Consider the following 17,826-nt stretch of genomic DNA (forward strand, 5'->3'; position numbering starts at 1 on the left):
TCAAAACGCTACTACTTAAGTTAAGACGCTACGACTTTAGTTAAATTTATACCCGATTTCTATCGCTTTGATATTGGATGCCAGAAGATCTTTCTTCCTCTCCGGAATCGACTTGGATACTGCTTTATTCAGCATCTCCAAATCAAAAATGCCGGCTTCTTTGGCAATTTTCCCAACCATGACCATATTCGCGAGTCCTTTCAGACCAGCGTCTTCAGCCAGCTTCGTGGCCGGTATATAAAAGGTCTGAACATCGGGACGCTGTACCTGAATCGGGATCAGGGAGGAATCAATGATGATTGTCCCGTTTTTCTGGACATCACTTTCAAATTTTTCGAGGGACGGCTGGTTCATCGCAACCAACATCCCGGGATAGGTAATAATCGGTGATCCGATCGGTGTATCGCTAACAATCACGTTGATATTAGCTGTGCCGCCGCGCATTTCCGGCCCATAGGACGGAAGCCAGCTGACTTCCTTGCCCGTGAGCAGCCCGGCATAGACGAGAATTTTGCCGGCAAACAGCACACCCTGTCCGCCAAACCCTGCAATCATAAGTTCAAGTGTCGTGCTCATTAGAAAACCTCCTTATCCTTATAGACACCCAGCGGGTAGTAAGGAATCAGGTTCTCGCGCAGCCAGGTGAGCGCCTCAACAGGCTCAAGCCCCCAGTTGGTCGAGCAGGTCGACAGAACCTCGACAATCGTAAAGCCTTTCCCGGCGATTTGATATTCGAAAGCCTTTTTGATCGCCTTCTTGGCGTTGATCACATTTTTAACACTATCGACAGATACGCGCTCGGCGTAGGCCGTCCCGTCAATCGTGGAAAGCGTTTCGCAGACTTTCAGGGGGAAGCCTGCATACTTTGGATCTCTTCCGTAAGGAGAGGTCTGGGTGATCTGGCCAGGGATGGTCGTAGGGGCCATTTGTCCGCCGGTCATGCCGTAAATAGCATTGTTGACAAAGATAATGGTGATATTCTCACCTCGGGCCGCTGCATGAATGGTCTCAGCCGTCCCAATGGCCGCAAGGTCTCCATCACCCTGGTACGTAAAGACGATATTGGCCGGATTGGCGCGCTTAAGGCCTGTCGCAACTGCCGGAGCCCGGCCGTGCGCTGCCTGCGCCATATCACATTCAAAATAGTTATAAGCAAGTACAGCGCAGCCAACAGGGGCGACACCGACTGTTTTTCCGGTAAGATCAAGTTCGTCCAGAACTTCTGCAACCAGCCTGTGAATAATCCCATGGGTACAGCCGGGGCAATAGTGACTGGATACATCTGAAAGTGCTTTCGGTCTTTGAAAAACGATTTCCATAATTAACTCCTTTCCGCCTGCGCAGCGTTTTCTATGGCTTCCAAGACAGCTTCTGGAGTCGGAACCATCCCACCGGTACGGCTGCAGAGATGCACCGGGCGGCTGCAGCGGATGCTCAGCTCCACATCCTGAATCATTTGACCCATACTCATTTCGACCACCACAAAAGCCTTTGCTTTTTCCGCTGCGGTTTTCAGCTGGTTTTTCGGGAACGGCCATAAAGTAACCGGACGAATCAACCCTGCTTTTATGCCTTTTTTACGGGCTTCGTTAATCGCATTTCGGGCTATTCTGGCGCAGATACCATAAGCGACGATAATTACTTCCGCATCCTCGGTCAGGTAATTGTCCGTTCTGGCAATTTTCTCAACATCCGCGTATTTTTCAAAACGTTTCAAGTTAAGCATCTCGAGCTCTTCGGCTTCGAGATAAAGCGAATTAATGACATTTCTTTTTCTCTGACCTTTTGTTCCAGTCAGCGCCCAATCCTTGGTAACGTTTGACGCCGCTTCGCCACGGCTGATGTCCACAGGCTCCATCACCTGTCCGAGCATCCCGTCGCCTAAAATCATCGCGGTCATCCGGTACTGGTCAGCCAGTTCAAAAGCTTCTACCGTCAGGTCGAACATTTCCTGAACGTTATTCGGTGCGAGTACAATCATATGAAAGTCTCCGTGACCGGAAGACCGTGTTGCCTGGAAATAGTCGGACTGGGACGGACGGATTCCGCCAAGTCCAGGACCGCCACGCTGAATGTTGACCAGCACTGCAGGCAGATCGCTTCCTGCCATATAGGATAAGCCTTCGCTTTTCAGGGAAATTCCCGGGCTTGATGAAGATGTCATCGCACGGACTCCCGCTGAGGATGCTCCGTAAACCATGTTAATGGCTGCGATTTCACTTTCCGCCTGCAAATAGGTTCCCCCCATTTTCGGCATACGTTTGGCCATATACGCTGCAACCTCGGTCTGAGGCGTTATCGGATAACCGAAGAAATGACGGCATCCGGCCATAATCGCTGCTTCGGCAATTGCTTCGTTTCCCTTCATTAATACTTTTTCCGCCATTTGCTTTAATTCACCTCTTTTTCAATCTGAATACAAACATCGGGACACATAATCGCACAGAACCCACAGGCAGTGCACGCTTGCTGATCGGTCATTTCCGCAGAATGAAATCCTTTGCTGTTAAGGGTTTCGGGCGAAAGTCTAAGCAACTTCTTAGGACAAGCGTTTACACAAAGAGAGCAGCCTTTGCATCTGTCTGCCTCGATTGTTAGTTTCGTCACTTTTGCCATTCATACTCCTCCAAATCTATTGGAAATATATTTTGAATATTACTTGCCAGTTCCGCTGCCAGACTTCTCTGCACGGTTGTCATCACAACCGGCAGTCCCGTCCTTTCAGAGATTTGCTCTGCGTAAGGAAGCGAATTCATGACATCGGAGGCGGTAGTAGCATTACCCAGGTTGGAATTATTAATAATTCCGGAAAATTTGATTCGCGCTGCCGCTTCAATTTCGTATTTAATGCTAATCGTCGCTTCGGCATCGCGGCTCAAAGGCCGGTACATATTTACAACAATGTAAGCAGCAGCATCTGTACGGTGGAGCTGTTCGTAATAGCGGCCGAGAGCATAGGCGCCTCTGTCGTCTCCGCCAACGTCAATCACCGCATAGGCATCGCGTTCGTCAAATATCGCATTGATTTCTCCCGGAACAGCAGGAATATCAACATTCGAATTCGCATAATCCGAGGAGATCAGCTTAATCCCTGACCTTTTCAGCATCTGCGCGCTATCTTTCGTTCTGAAATAAGGGTTAACAATATCCAGATCGGCAATGGTGACTTTCTGATGACTTTTTTTCAGCCACAAGGCGTAGTTTACAGCAATACTCGTCTTGCCGCTGCCATAGTGACCGGCAAAAATGGTAACCCTTGCACTCTGCACACGAGACCTCCTAAAGTAAGAATTATAAGACAATTAAAATTAATAATACCACAAATTCACGTTTGATATCAACTTCAATACATATTTAATACTCAATTTCCAGCTTATTTAATGCTTGCATCGTTGTTTTTTTATAATCCGAATAACTCCTTTAATTTCAAAGCGATATCGGTGTCCATATAGGTCAGCATCGCAAGCTTTAGATCACTTTTTTTTCTTCCGCGGTAAGCTTGTTGTATTCTGCGATGACCCTGCCGGCTTGATCGCGATAAGGCGAGGAAGGATTTTGGATCAGATTATTGACAACCGTCATCATGGATCCGACAATTTGCTTTTCCTGCACTGTTTTTACATTTGCATAGACGGTCCCTAATTGGCTGTAAACAGTACGCAGCAGCACTTTTGTCGCTTCAGAATTAATTTGAGAACTGCTTCCGCTTTGACCGGCTGAATTCCCACCTCCGGCAGTACTTTCGCTGCTCGAAACCTTTTCGTCTTTCTTCACTACCTTATACCGACATCTATGTTAAGAATACCATAAGAACCATTTGATTACATCCATCGTCCCTCAATCCATCATTGTCCGATGAACAGCAAATACGGGTGTTTAGACTCAGATCCGAATCATAAACACCCGTATTCGTAAATTGTCGATTGCAAATTTGTTCTACCTTTTAGTATGTAACCGTTTTACACTGAAACAATGTAAAACCTGCCAATTTACTTGCAGTTTTCTAAATTCTTTATGGCAATAGAACTCAAAAAACTTAAAGTAATTGTGAGGGTTACGGAAAGGCACGTAATTACTTCTTTGGACCAAATAAATAAATGGAAAAGTATTCTTCTCCATCTTTTTCAATCCTATACATTACTTTTTTTTGTTTGGAAGGCATTTTCACAATATTAAAATTATTGGTGATAAAATACCCGAAACCGAGTTCGTTCATTGGGAAGTATAATATCCCGTTATCATCTTTAATCGGTTTAAACGTATCATAAGAGATTTGCTGGATTTTTACGCCATCCGGAGCCTGTTCTGAAAAGATAAGCTGGCAGTGTTGATACATCTCAAAGTCATGATACAGTTCAGCAAATTGATTTTCCATTTCAATCCCCCCTTTCCGGTTTTATTACTTCGCTATGAAGATTTCATTTCCTGCCCCAAAACTCAAAATTTGGCTAAAATCCTTGATTTTATACAGGTATATACAATTCATTATATATACGACTTGCAAAAAATAATAAGCTTCTTTCGACAATCCCCCTCATGGGATGCAGCCAAAACAAAACAACAGACCGAGAACAATCCTTGAACACTCCCTGGTCTAAATGTTAAAAATTTACTGAATTAAAATAAACTACCTGTGTATTTTATTCCTATATGCAGATACTACAGATAAATAAACAAAAAGGAGGAATATCTAATGGCTAAGTATAAATTGCCGGTTAACAAACAAAGCGTTGCCAGCGAGCTTAATGTTAACTTAGGTCCAGACACCTCCGCAAGACAAAATGGCTCTGTTGGAGGTAGCATGGTTAAGAAAACCTTTGAATACTTTAACGGTCGTATCTAAATCATCCAGTCTTGGCAGCGAAAGCCCCGAAGGATCTTACTCCCTCGGGGCTTTGATGTTATATCTTTCGCCGTTCATAGGCCTTCTATATTTTAAGCGTTTACTTGGTGCCGAAGGCCGGGGTCGAACCGGCACATCCTCACAGATATCGGTTTTTGAGTGTGTTCAAGGCATTTTTACCAAGTTGTACAATGTTGTTTTGCCCTTGATAACGCTGTATTTCTTTAAAAGTCATTTGGCTGTTTATGGCTCTCTTTTTTTGCTTTTCTATAGAAATCTGTCCAAGAAATTTATTATTTTATCCATATCATTAACTATTTTTTAGCAATTTTCTTTCGTTTTGCTTTTTCATATACCTGTTCTCGCTTGCCAATAAAAAGCACTAATACTCTTACTTTTTCTTCCTGAATATCATAAATCGCCCGATACTGAACCCCATTATAAAAAAGTTTCATCCGGTATAATCCATGAAATTCACCAACCAGCATGTCACCATGAGTTCTTGGAGATTCCTCTAAAGTAGAAAGTTGCCTCAAAAAACGCTCTCGCATTTTACTGGGGCAACTTTTCAGGTACTTTTCTACATCCTTAACAAGTACGACTTCGTACATTTATTTTATCAAACTACGCAGAGAAACCATATTCCCCTCTTTTTGCGCATCTTTCTTTGCCTTGTGTATAGCTCTTGCAGTTTTTCTATCAAGGGACAAAGATAGTGATTCGCGTAGAATATCAAATCTTCCAGATTTTTTTGTCGTATTAAGAACTGCTGTTTTTGCACTCGCCACCTCTCTTCCCCTCCGTTCTAATCGATATTTCTTGTACATTTATTTTAACCTACTTTCCATATATATACAAGCAAATTAATTAAACTTTTCTTTAATACATTATTCTATTATGTATGATATATGTTAATTTATACAAATAGTAAAGGCTCATGAAATAAAATCTGAGCCTTTTAAATGTGTTTACTTTATTCTGACAAGAATATTCTTTCGTATGCTTAAATAAAACAAAAACGAACCCCATTAATTTTTAATCATGGGGTTCGTCAGTAATCTGAGCATGATTGATCATGCTCTTCCTATATATACTCTTACGATAGGTATCTTTTTACTGATTCTATCAGCTGTGTTTGATAGTTATAGATATCATCAACGTCCGATATTTGAATTCGAATCGGGTGTTTATTCTCATCAGGAATGTATAAATATTTCTGCTGTGCATTTAAGCCTAATCTACATATCCACTTTAGTTTATTATCATCCAATAGAATACCAAAATATGATTCGGTATCTCTAAAGAATATCCTTGATGAATTAACTGCCGGATTCAAAACACTTTTTACTGCATAATAATATTCTAACTCTTCTTGTGTTGTCTCTATTTTATTTTTTAATTCCTGATCCTTCTGTACAGTAGTTGCTGCCTCCTGTGGTTCTTGTTCAACCTTTTCTGAATCACCCATCGCAGCTTTTAGCCGATCATTAACTATCTCATTTAGAAATTGGTTGTATGATTTTTTTACTATTTCCTTAAATTTATCAACAGTTGCCTTTGTTCGTTTCCCCTCATATCAATTCATCAATAAAATCCATGATTTTCCTCCTATATACCTTGTTTTATACATTAACAAGAATCTTTTGCTAATTTAGCATATATTTTACAGTCATATACTAAAATCCTTCTTTTACACTGATTTTCCATCTAAATAGGGATGATCAAAAGTCCAAATAATAATGCAAAGAAGAGGATGAAATAATATCGCCCTCTTCTTGTGTTATCTGCCTAAAAAAATCTGTACAAATATAAATTTCAATACATTTGGGCAAAAAATAAAAAGGCCCAAAAGCCTTTAAATTTCATGGTGCCGAAGGCCGGGGTCGAACCGGCACATCCTCACAGATATCGGTTTTTGAGACCGACGCGTCTGCCAATTCCGCCACTTCGGCACGCCTTACTTTTGCTATTTTATAATATCAGCGTCAAAAACGCAAGTACATTGCCACTTTTTTTACGGCCATTTTCATATTATTTTTTACTCCGATAAAGACAACTTGGATTATGAACGCATAATACCGGTCAGGATCTCGTTGGCTTCCTCAGCCTCCGACTCCGGCACGAGTATTTCGACGCTTACGTCGACGGATTCTTGGGAACCTACTGCTTTTAGCTGGACTAAAATACCTTCGTCTGCAAATGCTTTTTGATATTTTTCAGCGACTGCTTTATTTGGTGCTATATAAATGACTGTCCACATATTCTATCCTCCAATAAGCATTTAGACCATCTTATTATACTTTTGAATCATTGCTTTCTCCACATTTGGCGGAACTAATCCTGAAACATCTCCTTTCAGACTTGCCGCCGATTTGATCGAGCTGGAACTGATGAACGAATACTCGCTTTTTGTCATTAAAAAGACGGTCTCGATGTCGGGAGCCAGCTTTTTATTCATCAAAGCCAGCTGAAATTCGTATTCGAAATCCGTCATGGCCCGCAAGCCTCTGATCAGCGCAACAGCTCCGCATTCACGCGCAAAATCCACAGTCAGACCGCCAAAAGACTTGACTTCAACATTTTTCATATCGCTGGTTTCGCATCTCAACAGTTCCTGCCTTTCTTCCAATGAAAAAAGCGTCTGTTTGTTACTTTCGGAAGCTACCGCCACAATGACACGGTCAAAAAGGTAAATAGCTCTATGCAGGATATCAAGGTGCCCATTGGTTACTGGATCGAATGTCCCCGGGTATATCGCAGTTCGCACAAAAAATCTCCTTCAGTTCAGAAAATATCTCAGCGTCATAAAATCTATTTATGGGATTCGCCCCAAAGTAACAATATCCTGCCTCTTCCAACAAATTTTTATTGCCATCTTACCTGATCATTTCCCAAAAGCGCAATAAGCGCCCTGTCAAGCTCTTCAGATGGCCTGACAAAATAATTTGGACTTATCTCAAAGGTCTTCTTATTATCCTGGCAAAAGAAATAGACAGGATGCGTTCCGCGAAATGCCCCAAGGATTGCCAGGATCTTATCGGTCAGTTCCGTATCCTGATTGCTTGGAATCTTCAGAAACAATTTATCCGGTTTGACGCTGCATTCCTCGATCGGCAGAACTTTTTCAGCAAATATTTTCTTTTCATCTTCATTCACATAATAACGACCGTGAACAACCACAATATGGTCGTTGTCCATCCTGACAACTTCCGGAAACAATCTGGGGAATACCAGAACCTCAATCGTTCCGGTCAGATCCTCCAGTAAGAAGGTAGCCATCATTTCCCCTTTTTTCGTTATTGTTTGCCGATAAGAATTTATTATCCCACCCAGAATGACCTTTTTTTCTTCCGCACTTTCGAGACAGGCCGCAATTTCTGAACTCGTGATTTTCCTTAATAGGTCATTCACGGAATAAAGCGGATGGGCTGTGAGATAAATACCGATATACTCCCTCTCCATCTTTAGGATCTCGCTCTCGCTGAATTCCGGTATTTCAGGCATACGCAACCCTTCATCGAGGTCCTGGTCGAGATCAAACAAAGACATCTGGCCGGATTCGTTGTCCTTTTGCCGGTTCTGGGCCAGCTCCAGGGCCTGATCCAGGACTTTCATAGCCTGAGCGCGGCTGCACAGTGACTGAAACGCGCCGGCCTTAATCAGACTTTCAAGGGTTCGTTTGTTTAGAACTTTAGCATCCATGCGTACAATAAAGTCATAAAACGACGCAAACGGGCCGTTAGCTCTTTCGGCGATGATCCTGTCAACCACCTGTGTCCCGACATTGCGGATCGCCTCGAGCCCGAAACGTATCGCTCCGTGTTCTATGGTAAAATCCCGGTAACTGTACTGGACATCGGGCGGCAGAATCTCAATGCCGCTGCTCCTGGCTTCCTGAATGTAAAAAGTGACTTTATCTGATGCGCCGATTACGGAACTCAGCAGCGCTGCAGTGTATTCGAGCGGATAATTCGCCTTCAGATACGCTGTCTGATATGAGATCATCGCATAAGCCGTGGCATGCCCCTTATTGAATCCGTACTCGGCAAATTTGGCCATCAGATCAAAAATCTCTTCAGCTTCCTTTTCACCTATACCCAGACGGAGCGCTCCCGGCACAATCCATTCACCGCCGCTGTCCTGCAGGCCGTAGATAAAATTCTGCTTTTCTTCGGCCATGATCTTCTTGTCTTTTTTTCCCATGGCCCTGCGCAGAAGATCTGCTCGTCCAAGAGAGTATCCGCCAAGATTCTGAGCTATCTGCATGACCTGTTCCTGGTAGACGATAATCCCGTAGGTCGGTCTTAAAATCTCTTCTATTTTTGAATGCAGGACTTTGATCAGCCCGCCATGCTTCCGGCGCACGAACTCCGGAATCTGTTCCATCGGACCGGGCCGGTACAGCGCGTTTACCGCAATAATATCTTCAAAACAATTGGGCTTCAAATCTTTTAAGATGGCCCGCATGCCACCGCTTTCCAGCTGAAATACACCTGTACTGTTCCCTTCGGAAAGCAGCTGATACGTCGCTTGGTCGTCGAGCGGCAAATGGTTCAGGTCAAGCCGGATATCGCGGGCCTGTTCAATATTTGCAAGCGCTTTGGTCAGGATCGTCAGGTTCCGCAGACCCAGGAAATCCATCTTCAGCAGTCCGATCTCCTCAACCGTTTTCATCGGAAACTGCGTCATCAAGAGCCCGTCGGAGGTTTTCTGAAGTGGAAGGTAACTGGTCAATTCGTCCCTGGCAATCACGACGCCGGCAGCATGCGTGGAAGCATGCCGCGGCATCCCCTCCAGGGACTTGGAAATCTCATACAACTTTTTGATTTCCTCTTCTTCCCTAACCATTTTCTGCAATTCAGGAGAAACGGCCAGCGCTCTTTCCAGCGTCATGCCCAATTCATACGGTACCGCTTTGGCGACTTTATCGACTTTGCTGAGCGGTATATTCAGGACTCTTCCGACATCCCTCAGCACGCCCTTGGCACCCATGGTACCAAACGTAATGATCTGGCAAACCTTCTCTTCCCCATACTTTTCTGTTACATATTTGATGACTTTTTCCCGGCCTTCCGGGTCAAAGTCGATATCAATATCCGGCATGGATATCCTTTCCGGATTTAAAAAACGTTCAAAAAGAAGATCATGGCGCAGTGGCTCCACGGAGGTGATGCCAAGCAAGTACGCAACCATACTCGCAGCTGCTGAACCACGCCCCGGACCGACTGCAACATCATGCTCCCGGGCATACCGGCAGAAATCGGACACAATCAAAAAATACCCGGAAAAACCAGTCTGGGTAATAATCCCAAGCTCATATTCCAGCCGCTCGCGCTGTTCCGGCGTTTCCTCCGGGTAGAATACCGGGAACGCCTTCCAGCATAATTCCCGCAGGTACTCGTCCAGGGTGCAGCCTTCCGGAACCTCGTAGACCGGCAGATAATGCTGGCCAAACGAAAAGCTGACGTTGCAGCGCTCCGCAATCTCATTCGTCTGGCGTAAAACCTCGGGCGTCTCCCCAAAAAGCAAATTCATCTCCTGCTTGCTTTTCAGATAATACTCCCTGCCCTCAAAGCTCATCCTGGAGCTGTCAGCCAGCGTCTTTCCGGTCTGGATGCACAGCAGGATATCCTGAACCGACGCATCTTCTTTCCGAATATAATGGACATCGTTGGTCGCAAGCAGCGGAATCCGCGTCTCCCGGTGCAGGTCCCAGAGGCCGGCGTTGACCTTTCTCTGATCGGTGATGCCATGATCCTGCAACTCCAGATAAAAGTGTTCCGGACCGAAAATATCAAGATACTCCATCGCGGCCGCTCTGGCTCTGGCCGGATTGTCCTGCATCAGGTACTCCGGGATCTCCCCGCCCAGACAGGCGCTCAATGCAATCAAACCTTTACTGTGCTGCTGTAAAAGCTCCTTGTCGGCCCTAGGTTTGTAATAAAAACCGTCCACGTTGGCCTGCGAAACAATTTTCACCAGGTTCTGATAGCCCTCGTTCGTTTCGGCAAGAAGAACCAGATGATAGTTCTTGTCATCTTTGCCGAGGACCCGTTCCGTTCTTTTTCCGGGAGCCATATAGATCTCACAGCCGATGATAGGCTTGATTCCCTGTTTGCCACAGGCTTTATAAAAATCCAGCACGCCGTACATCACGCCGTGATCAGTGATCGCAAGCGCCGGCATTTCCAGCTCAGCAGCAGAATGTACAAGGTCATTGATTCTGGCCGCGCCGTCCAGAAGACTGTATTCGGTATGAACATGAAGATGTGTGAACATAGCCTATCTTTTATCCCCCATCCGGGCTGTCATCATCCCTTTAGCCAGGACTCCGTTATCATTGAAAACTTCAATCTCAATATTGCAGTTCTTTTTTGTTACTAGCAACAGTCTGGCCGAAATGCTGACGACTGTTCCGGCCGGAACCGGATGGAATTGATAAAAGCTGAAATTTTCCGTGATCGCATCCAAGCGGTATTTTTTTCGGAGCGCAATGTAACCCGCCGTATTCATCAGGGTTACCAGAACACCGCAGCTGGCTGAACCAAATTCATTTACCATAAACTGCGTGATTTCGCCCCGAATGGTCAGGTATTCAGACTCTTCCACATAACCAAAGCCGCTTAAAACCAGATTATCCACGGTCTCGCCGAACTGAGGCTGCTTTTGGATCTGCTGAAAAGCCTCGAGTACATCCTGCAAGCTTATGATTCCGATCAACTTGCCGTTTTCAAGTACGGGCGCAATCTCCCAGCCCTCCCAGACCATTTTGCGGGAGATATGGGTAACCGGATCGTCTCTTCCGACGGTCAGCGGATTCCTGTTCATGACTTTGGTGATCTTGACCTCGACGCCTTCGCCGGCGACATCGACCGCGGTCACAGTGCCGAGCAGGTTGTGCTGGTTATCGATGACCGGGAAGCGGCTGTGTCCGGTCTTTTGCGAAAGCTTATACCAGTCTCCGATCGTAGCACTGTCTTCCAGAACCTTCGCATCCTTGACCATGATATCTTCAATGAGCAATAGTTCCTTGCCGATGAGCCTGTCAAAAAGCGCCCGGTTGATCATCGTCGTAACTACGAAGGTGTCATACGGGGAAATGATAATCACCGAATTCAGGCTCTTGGCCAGCGCCACGACCTCTTCCGTAGGTCCCGGGCCTCCGGAAATAAGCAAAGGAACATTATTTTTCAAGGCAAGGAGCTGGGCATCTGTCCTGTTGCCGACGATACAAAGCGCGCCTTCTTCCAGATAACGCGCTAAATCTTTCAGTTCCATCGCCGCAATAATAAACTTATTCGGACATTCCGTCAGCCTGTTCTCTCCGCAGATAACAAGCCCTTCCACGATTTGGGCTACTTCCTGAAGCGTAAGATCTTCAATCTGTTTTTCTTTGACCCCTTCAATCCGCAGCGTCCCAACCTTCGGGATCGAACGGACAAACCCTTTGTTCTCCGCTTCTTTAATTGCGCGGTAAGCAGTCCCTTCGCTGACATCAAGCTCTTTGGCAATAAACCGGACTGATACCTTGCTCCCTATGTCGAGATCCTCAATAAAATTAAGAATCTGCTGATGCTTTGTCTTTGTCAAATAAAAACGCCTCACCTGTTTTTTTCATTAATTATATCACATGGTGAGGCTTTGAACTAATTGTTGTTATATAGTAGTTTTTATTTATTAATCCGTTTTAATCTCTGAGACAACTTTCCGCCTATTTTCCCGGAAATTCTCGGAGACAGGGAATCCCAGCCCTCGTTTTGGACCTGCTGGATGATGCCAAGTTCCGAAGCAATCTCCATTTTCATTTCCTCAATGAAGTCTGGTCTCTTCTTCCTGTTATCCTTTTTTTTCGTATTGCCTGTGTTTTTCTTGGTGATGTTTTCTCTCATGCTTTAACACTCCTGTTCAGAGTATGGAGACTGCGGCCAGTGAACCGTCCCGGTTAGGGCATTCGGGGGTTTTCAGCCCATGGTTGTTTTCCAGACGGCAGACGCCGTCCACAGCATAAATGCATTCTTTCGCGCAATCTTTGGTTCTCATTCTGTTTTCATCTCCTTACAGTCTATTTTTGCCCTGAAAAGCAAAAAATATCCTGTAAGGGTTACAGGATTTTCTATAAAACACATCTATTTGTCTAATCTTATGATCAATATCGGTTTTTATATCATAAATTTTCTTTGTCTTCCAGCTTTCTTGATATGATTTAGCACTGCATTAATGTCCTTTTGATTCTATAACTTCATATACTGTCCCGGCTCAAGAATCATTCCCTTGCTCTCCGGTGCTTTTCTGCTTAGCAGCGCGAGAAAGGCCTTGGCATCCTGCTGTTCTTCCTCAAATGTATTGTAATGCATCGGAACCACGACTTTGGCCTGGAGCATCTGAGCTGCTTCGGCCGCATCTTCCGGCCCCATCACAAAATTATCCCCGATTGGCAGCATAGCCAGATCGATTTCTGTCAGGCTGCCAATAAGCTTCATATCCCCGAACAAACCGGTATCCCCGGCATGGTAAAGCCGCTTGCCTTCGAGCTGAAGCAGAAAACCGCAGGCCAAACCACCATACAGACAGGTTCCGTCAGCCTGCTCGATCCCGGAACCATGAATGGCCTGAGTCAGCTTTACAGTTCCAAATGGAAAGACGTGCTTGCCTCCGATATGCATCGGATGAATCCTCACCCCAAAGGTCTCCGCATACCGGCATAGTTCAAAATTAGAGATCAGGACTGCCCCGGTCAGCCTGGCCAGTTCGACTGCGTCTCCCAAATGATCGCTATGACCATGCGTGACCAGAATTGCATCGAGCGCTTTAAAATCAGCCGGTTTGACCTTTGCTTTCGGATTCTTCCGCAAATATGGATCTATCATCAGCCGACCTGCGTCAGACTGGATTTCAAAACAGGCATGTCCGTGAAAGATAATATTCATACTTTATTCCTCATTTTGATCTTTTCTTCTTGATTCTGCTCTTCTGGATTCTGCGTTTCTGCCTGACTCTGCTCTTCCGTTTTTTGCTGCATTCCCGCGTCATCCTTCTCCACGTCCTTCTTATCTTCCATGTCTGCAGAAACCGGTCTTGTCACCGTGTACCAGTTATGCAGGCGGAACTTTCTGAACATAATCCGCAAAATAATGCCGAGGTCAATGACCACCAGAATCGCCGCGATGTACCAGTGTCCATAGGCGGAGAAAATTGCCGCCAGCCCGAAACAAAGGCTGATTCCATATAGAACAAACACTGCCTGGCGCTGGTTCAGGCCAGTATCGAGCAACCGGTGATGAAGGTGTCCCCTATCTGCCCGGACGATCGAATGTCCTTTCCACTTCCTCCGGATGATCGCAAACAGCATGTCCATCAAAGGCATGCCGAGCACCAGCAACGGGAAAACCAAACCGAGTACTGTAGCGGTTTTCAGCAAACCCCAAATGGAGACTGATCCGATCATATAGCCGAGAAACATGCTCCCGGAATCACCCATAATGATTTTAGCAGGATTAAAGTTATAGAACAAAAAGCCCAGCGTTACGCCGCTCAGGGCCAGCATCAGAAGATCGGCCCCCGGATAGGCTGAACGGATGGTTGCGGACCAGAATAATGTGATCGCCGCAATAAAGCAAATACCCGAAGCGAGGCCATCCATACCGTCGGATATATTCACAGCATTGACCAAACCGACAATCCATAGCACGGCAAAGATATTGCCGATCAAGCCTAGTTGGACGACTCCATATAGAGGCAGTGTAATATGCGGGACTGCCATACCAAAAAAGATCAGAATCACCGCGGCTAGGATCTGCCAGAGCAGTTTGACCAGAGGCCTCATTCCTTTTACATCATCATAGATGCCGACCACAAAAATAATTGTGCTGCCGAGGAAAAGTCCGATCAGCATTTTATTCACGGCTACCATCAGAAAAACAGCCAGCCAAAAAGCCAGATAAATCGCAGCACCGCCGAGACGCGGAATCGGGGTCTTATGTATTCTCCGCTCGCCCGGATAATCCATCACACCCCATTCTCTGGCCAGGATAATGGAGATGGGTGTTAAAATCAAAGCAAATAGGACTGCCAGTAAAAATGTTGATAAATAAGAAAGCATACTACCTCCGGATATGGTGAGTTAAATGGCATCGCGACATTAGGCCATCCGTAACCTTGTCGCTCCTTGCCATCCATGGCAACGCGACATTAGGCCATCCGTGGCCGTCACACCTGGCCTGGGAAGCCCCATTGACGCAGAACCTCATACGCAATCACCGCGACTGAATTGGACAGATTTAAGGACCTCGCATCCTTTCTCATCGGCAGGCGGATCTGCCGGTCCGGATAGCGCTGTAGAATTTCCGGTGCCAGCCCCTTCGTTTCCCGTCCAAAAAGCAGATAGCAGCGGTCTGGAAACTCCACATCTGTATAAAACTTAGACGCTTTGGTCGTGGCCAGAAAAAACTGACCTTCAGCGTTCTGGGTTTCGAAATCGTTAAAATTTTCATAAACATGTACCTTTAAGAGATGCCAGTAATCGAGTCCTGCCCTTTTTAAATGCTTATCGTCAATACTGAAGCCGAGCGGCTTCACTAAATGCAAGTCAGCCTGAACCGCTGCGCACAATCTGGCAATATTTCCAGTATTGGGAGGTATCTCGGGTTCAACTAGTACAATGTTTAACCTGCTGTCCGTCATCATCATTTTCTCCAAAAACTGCTCTTAAATCCAATTAAATAAACACAACAGCTATATTATAACCCGAAAACAACGAAAAATGAACGTTGAAATATTCACACCGCAAAAAATCTACCCATATCCTTAAAAAAATCTGCTATATTATGTATACTTTTTTGTTATACTGGATGAATCAGGCTCATTCTGTTATATTATAAAGTTGGATCATAAATTAAATAAAGGGGTAAGAAATATGAAACAAAATTTAACACAAAAAATATTATCCGCCCATCTCATCTCCGGTGAACTTGGGGCCGGAGGAGAAATCGGCATCAAGATAGATCAGACTTTAACTCAGGATGCCACAGGAACCATGGCTTATCTTCAGTTTGAAGCCGTTGGCATTCCAAGAGTCAAAACAGAATTATCCGTCAGCTACATCGATCACAACACCCTGCAGACCGGTTTTGAAAATGCTGACGACCACGCCTTTCTCCAAAGCTGCGCTTCCCGCTTTGGTGTTTATTTTTCGCGTCCCGGCAACGGGATCTGCCACCAGGTCCATCTGGAGCGTTTCGGAAAACCTGGTAAAACCCTGTTAGGTTCGGACAGTCACACCCCTACCGGCGGCGGAATCGGCATGCTGGCCATGGGTGCCGGCGGCCTCGATGTTGCTGTAGCCATGGGCGGCGGCGAATTCTATCTGCCTGACCCGAAAGTCGTCAAAATCAATCTAACCGGGAAATTAGCTCCTTGGGTGTCCGCCAAAGATGTCATTCTGGAAGTCCTGCGCCGCCTGTCCGTCAAAGGCGGTGTCGGCAAGATCTTTGAATATGCCGGTTCTGGCGTCTCTACGTTAAGTGTCCCCGAAAGAGCTACCATCACCAACATGGGTGCCGAGCTCGGTGCAACGACCTCCGTCTTCCCGAGCGATGAACAGACCCGGATCTTTCTGAAAGCCCAGGGCCGCGAAAACGACTGGATTCCGCTTGAAGCTGACGCCGATGCGGTATACGATGAGGAAATCTGCATCGACCTTTCTGCCTTGGAACCGCTTGCAGCTCAGCCGCATATGCCTGACAACGTCGTCGCTGTAAGCTCGTTAAAGAATATCAAAGTCAACCAGGTAGCGATCGGCAGCTGTACGAATTCTTCCTACCGCGATCTGATGACCGCCGCCGCCATCTTAAAAGGCAAAGTGGTCGATCCGAGCGTCAGCCTGGTGATCGCTCCGGGCTCCCGTCAAGTTCTGACTATGCTGGCCAATAACGGCGCGCTGACCGCTCTTCTTGATTCCGGAGCCAGAATATTGGAATCCGCCTGCGGGCCCTGCATCGGCATGGGACAGTCCCCTTCTTCCGGCGCCGTCTCCTTAAGGACCTTTAACCGCAACTTTGAAGGACGCAGCGGAACTGCGGACGCTGGCGTGTATCTGGTCAGCCCGGAAGTCGCTGCTGCCAGTGCGCTGACAGGTTACTTTACCGATCCCCGCACGCTGGGCCCCACTGTTGAAATCCCGATGCCGGAAAATTTCCGGGTCGATGATTCACTGATTATTCCTCCCGGTTCTCCGGACACCGCCATCGTGCGCGGCCCAAATATTAAAGCACTGCCGATTGCTCCGAAGCTTACGCCGGATCTGGAACTTCCCGTCGTAATCAAGCTGAATGACAATATTACCACAGACGATATCATGCCTGCAGGCGCCAAAATACTGCCGCTCAGATCCAATATTCCTGCTCTTTCCGAATATGTTTATAGCAAGATTGATGCCGGATTCTCTGCTAGAGCCAGACAGCTTGGTCAAAGCATTATTGTGGCCGGACAGAACTACGGTCAGGGCTCCAGCCGCGAACATGCCGCATTGGTTCCGATGTACCTCGGCGTCAGAGTTGTCCTGGCCAAGAGCTTTGCCCGGATTCATAAAGCTAATTTAATTAATTTTGGCATCCTGCCGCTTACTTTTGTCAATGAGAGTGACTATGACCTGATTAAGGACGACAGCAAGCTTATCTTTACAAATCTGACTGAAGCCCTATCAAACTCCGTAGAATTTGATATCTTGTTAAGCGGAAGAAATGCTTCCATCAGGGTCAGCCATAACCTGACTGAACGCCAGATTGGAATCATCCTAGCCGGAGGCTTACTGAACTATACCAAAGAAGCCGGCAAATAAGTTTTTGAAAAGCTGTCCTGCTTGTGGAGCTCTGAATCCTTGAATGGCCAAAAGATGCTGCTCAGGAAGAGAAAGCAGGGGGAAAATTAGCCATGACACTGTGATCTTATTACTTATTACATGCGATAGAAAGCCCGAAGGCCAAGGA

The 17,826-nt window shown here is 45.9% G+C and carries 21 protein-coding genes and 1 tRNA gene; 2 read left to right on the forward strand and 20 right to left on the reverse strand.

The features are described from left to right. Nucleotides 1-36: 36 nt before the first annotated feature. The 7 genes from OKX56_RS10000 to OKX56_RS10030 form a co-directional block, all read right to left on the reverse strand. Entirely contained in the window at nucleotides 37-576 is a 540-nt protein-coding gene (locus tag OKX56_RS10000; protein WP_019226466.1) for a 2-oxoacid:ferredoxin oxidoreductase subunit gamma family protein, read from the reverse strand. Beyond that, nucleotides 576-1,319: a thiamine pyrophosphate-dependent enzyme gene (locus tag OKX56_RS10005; RefSeq protein ID WP_019226467.1), complete on the reverse strand. Its 744-nt coding sequence runs from the start codon at nucleotides 1,317-1,319 to the stop codon at nucleotides 576-578. The genes OKX56_RS10000 and OKX56_RS10005 overlap by 1 nt, the downstream gene beginning before the upstream one ends. Nucleotides 1,320-1,321: 2 nt before the next feature. Then, nucleotides 1,322-2,386: a 3-methyl-2-oxobutanoate dehydrogenase subunit VorB gene (gene vorB / locus OKX56_RS10010; protein ID WP_019226468.1), complete on the reverse strand. Its 1,065-nt coding sequence runs from the start codon at nucleotides 2,384-2,386 to the stop codon at nucleotides 1,322-1,324. Nucleotides 2,387-2,391: 5 nt separating this feature from the next. Beyond that, nucleotides 2,392-2,616, reverse strand: coding sequence for a 4Fe-4S dicluster domain-containing protein (locus tag OKX56_RS10015; protein ID WP_019226469.1), 225 nt, complete (start codon nucleotides 2,614-2,616; stop codon nucleotides 2,392-2,394). Further along, nucleotides 2,604-3,269: a hypothetical protein gene (locus OKX56_RS10020; protein ID WP_019226470.1), complete on the reverse strand. Its 666-nt coding sequence runs from the start codon at nucleotides 3,267-3,269 to the stop codon at nucleotides 2,604-2,606. Before OKX56_RS10020 ends, OKX56_RS10015 begins: the two co-directional genes overlap by 13 nt. Before the next feature lie 199 nt (nucleotides 3,270-3,468). Then, nucleotides 3,469-3,774, reverse strand: a complete 306-nt coding sequence (locus OKX56_RS10025) for a hypothetical protein (protein ID WP_019226471.1) — start codon at nucleotides 3,772-3,774, stop codon at nucleotides 3,469-3,471. Between the two features lie 298 nt (nucleotides 3,775-4,072). Continuing rightward, complete coding sequence (locus tag OKX56_RS10030) at nucleotides 4,073-4,375, reverse strand: hypothetical protein (RefSeq protein ID WP_019226472.1); 303 nt, start codon at nucleotides 4,373-4,375, stop codon at nucleotides 4,073-4,075. A gap of 318 nt (nucleotides 4,376-4,693) precedes the next feature. On the opposite strand from OKX56_RS10030, the gene OKX56_RS10035 reads away from it, so the two are divergent. Continuing rightward, a complete protein-coding gene (locus tag OKX56_RS10035) occupies nucleotides 4,694-4,843 on the forward strand; it encodes a small, acid-soluble spore protein, alpha/beta type (protein WP_287896363.1) in 150 nt (49 codons plus the stop codon). A gap of 314 nt (nucleotides 4,844-5,157) precedes the next feature. On the opposite strand, the gene OKX56_RS10040 is transcribed toward OKX56_RS10035, so the two are convergent. The 13 genes from OKX56_RS10040 to OKX56_RS10100 form a co-directional block, all read right to left on the reverse strand. After that, a complete protein-coding gene (locus OKX56_RS10040) occupies nucleotides 5,158-5,454 on the reverse strand; it encodes a type II toxin-antitoxin system RelE family toxin (RefSeq protein WP_019226474.1) in 297 nt (98 codons plus the stop codon). Then, nucleotides 5,455-5,631 (reverse strand): hypothetical protein, encoded by a 177-nt coding sequence (locus OKX56_RS10045; protein WP_019226475.1) that lies wholly within the window; start codon nucleotides 5,629-5,631, stop codon nucleotides 5,455-5,457. A 308-nt stretch (nucleotides 5,632-5,939) separates the two neighbouring features. Further along, nucleotides 5,940-6,311 (reverse strand): hypothetical protein, encoded by a 372-nt coding sequence (locus OKX56_RS10050; protein ID WP_019226476.1) that lies wholly within the window; start codon nucleotides 6,309-6,311, stop codon nucleotides 5,940-5,942. Between the two features lie 397 nt (nucleotides 6,312-6,708). Further along, a tRNA-Leu gene (locus OKX56_RS10055) sits at nucleotides 6,709-6,795 on the reverse strand. A gap of 110 nt (nucleotides 6,796-6,905) precedes the next feature. Further along, nucleotides 6,906-7,103 carry a putative signal transducing protein gene (locus OKX56_RS10060; protein WP_019226477.1) on the reverse strand — a complete coding sequence of 66 codons (198 nt, stop codon included), beginning with the start codon at nucleotides 7,101-7,103 and terminating at the stop codon, nucleotides 6,906-6,908. A gap of 21 nt (nucleotides 7,104-7,124) precedes the next feature. Next, nucleotides 7,125-7,610 carry a pantetheine-phosphate adenylyltransferase gene (gene coaD, locus OKX56_RS10065; protein ID WP_019226478.1) on the reverse strand — a complete coding sequence of 162 codons (486 nt, stop codon included), beginning with the start codon at nucleotides 7,608-7,610 and terminating at the stop codon, nucleotides 7,125-7,127. A 98-nt stretch (nucleotides 7,611-7,708) separates the two neighbouring features. Then, nucleotides 7,709-11,122: a DNA polymerase III subunit alpha gene (locus OKX56_RS10070; protein ID WP_019226479.1), complete on the reverse strand. Its 3,414-nt coding sequence runs from the start codon at nucleotides 11,120-11,122 to the stop codon at nucleotides 7,709-7,711. 3 nt (nucleotides 11,123-11,125) lie between these two features. Beyond that, nucleotides 11,126-12,433 (reverse strand): DRTGG domain-containing protein, encoded by a 1,308-nt coding sequence (locus OKX56_RS10075; RefSeq protein WP_019226480.1) that lies wholly within the window; start codon nucleotides 12,431-12,433, stop codon nucleotides 11,126-11,128. A gap of 80 nt (nucleotides 12,434-12,513) precedes the next feature. Continuing rightward, nucleotides 12,514-12,732 (reverse strand): alpha/beta-type small acid-soluble spore protein, encoded by a 219-nt coding sequence (locus OKX56_RS10080; RefSeq protein ID WP_019226481.1) that lies wholly within the window; start codon nucleotides 12,730-12,732, stop codon nucleotides 12,514-12,516. 16 nt (nucleotides 12,733-12,748) lie between these two features. Next, nucleotides 12,749-12,883, reverse strand: a complete 135-nt coding sequence (locus OKX56_RS10085; RefSeq protein WP_015042999.1) for a hypothetical protein — start codon at nucleotides 12,881-12,883, stop codon at nucleotides 12,749-12,751. A 191-nt stretch (nucleotides 12,884-13,074) separates the two neighbouring features. Further along, on the reverse strand, nucleotides 13,075-13,770 hold the full coding sequence (locus OKX56_RS10090; RefSeq protein ID WP_019226482.1) for a metal-dependent hydrolase: 696 nt from the start codon (nucleotides 13,768-13,770) through the stop codon (nucleotides 13,075-13,077). Then, entirely contained in the window at nucleotides 13,767-14,942 is a 1,176-nt protein-coding gene (locus OKX56_RS10095; protein ID WP_019226483.1) for a glycosyltransferase family 4 protein, read from the reverse strand. Before OKX56_RS10095 ends, OKX56_RS10090 begins: the two co-directional genes overlap by 4 nt. Nucleotides 14,943-15,049: 107 nt before the next feature. Next, entirely contained in the window at nucleotides 15,050-15,526 is a 477-nt protein-coding gene (locus tag OKX56_RS10100) for a tRNA (cytidine(34)-2'-O)-methyltransferase (RefSeq protein WP_019226484.1), read from the reverse strand. 229 nt (nucleotides 15,527-15,755) lie between these two features. Between OKX56_RS10100 and OKX56_RS10105 the strand changes: the two genes are divergently transcribed. Beyond that, complete coding sequence (locus OKX56_RS10105) at nucleotides 15,756-17,678, forward strand: aconitate hydratase (protein WP_019226485.1); 1,923 nt, start codon at nucleotides 15,756-15,758, stop codon at nucleotides 17,676-17,678. The last annotated feature ends 148 nt before the right edge of the window (nucleotides 17,679-17,826 follow it).

The sequence above is a fragment of the Dehalobacter sp. genome (genome assembly GCF_030063005.1).
GTDB lineage: Bacteria > Bacillota > Desulfitobacteriia > Desulfitobacteriales > Syntrophobotulaceae > Dehalobacter > Dehalobacter restrictus.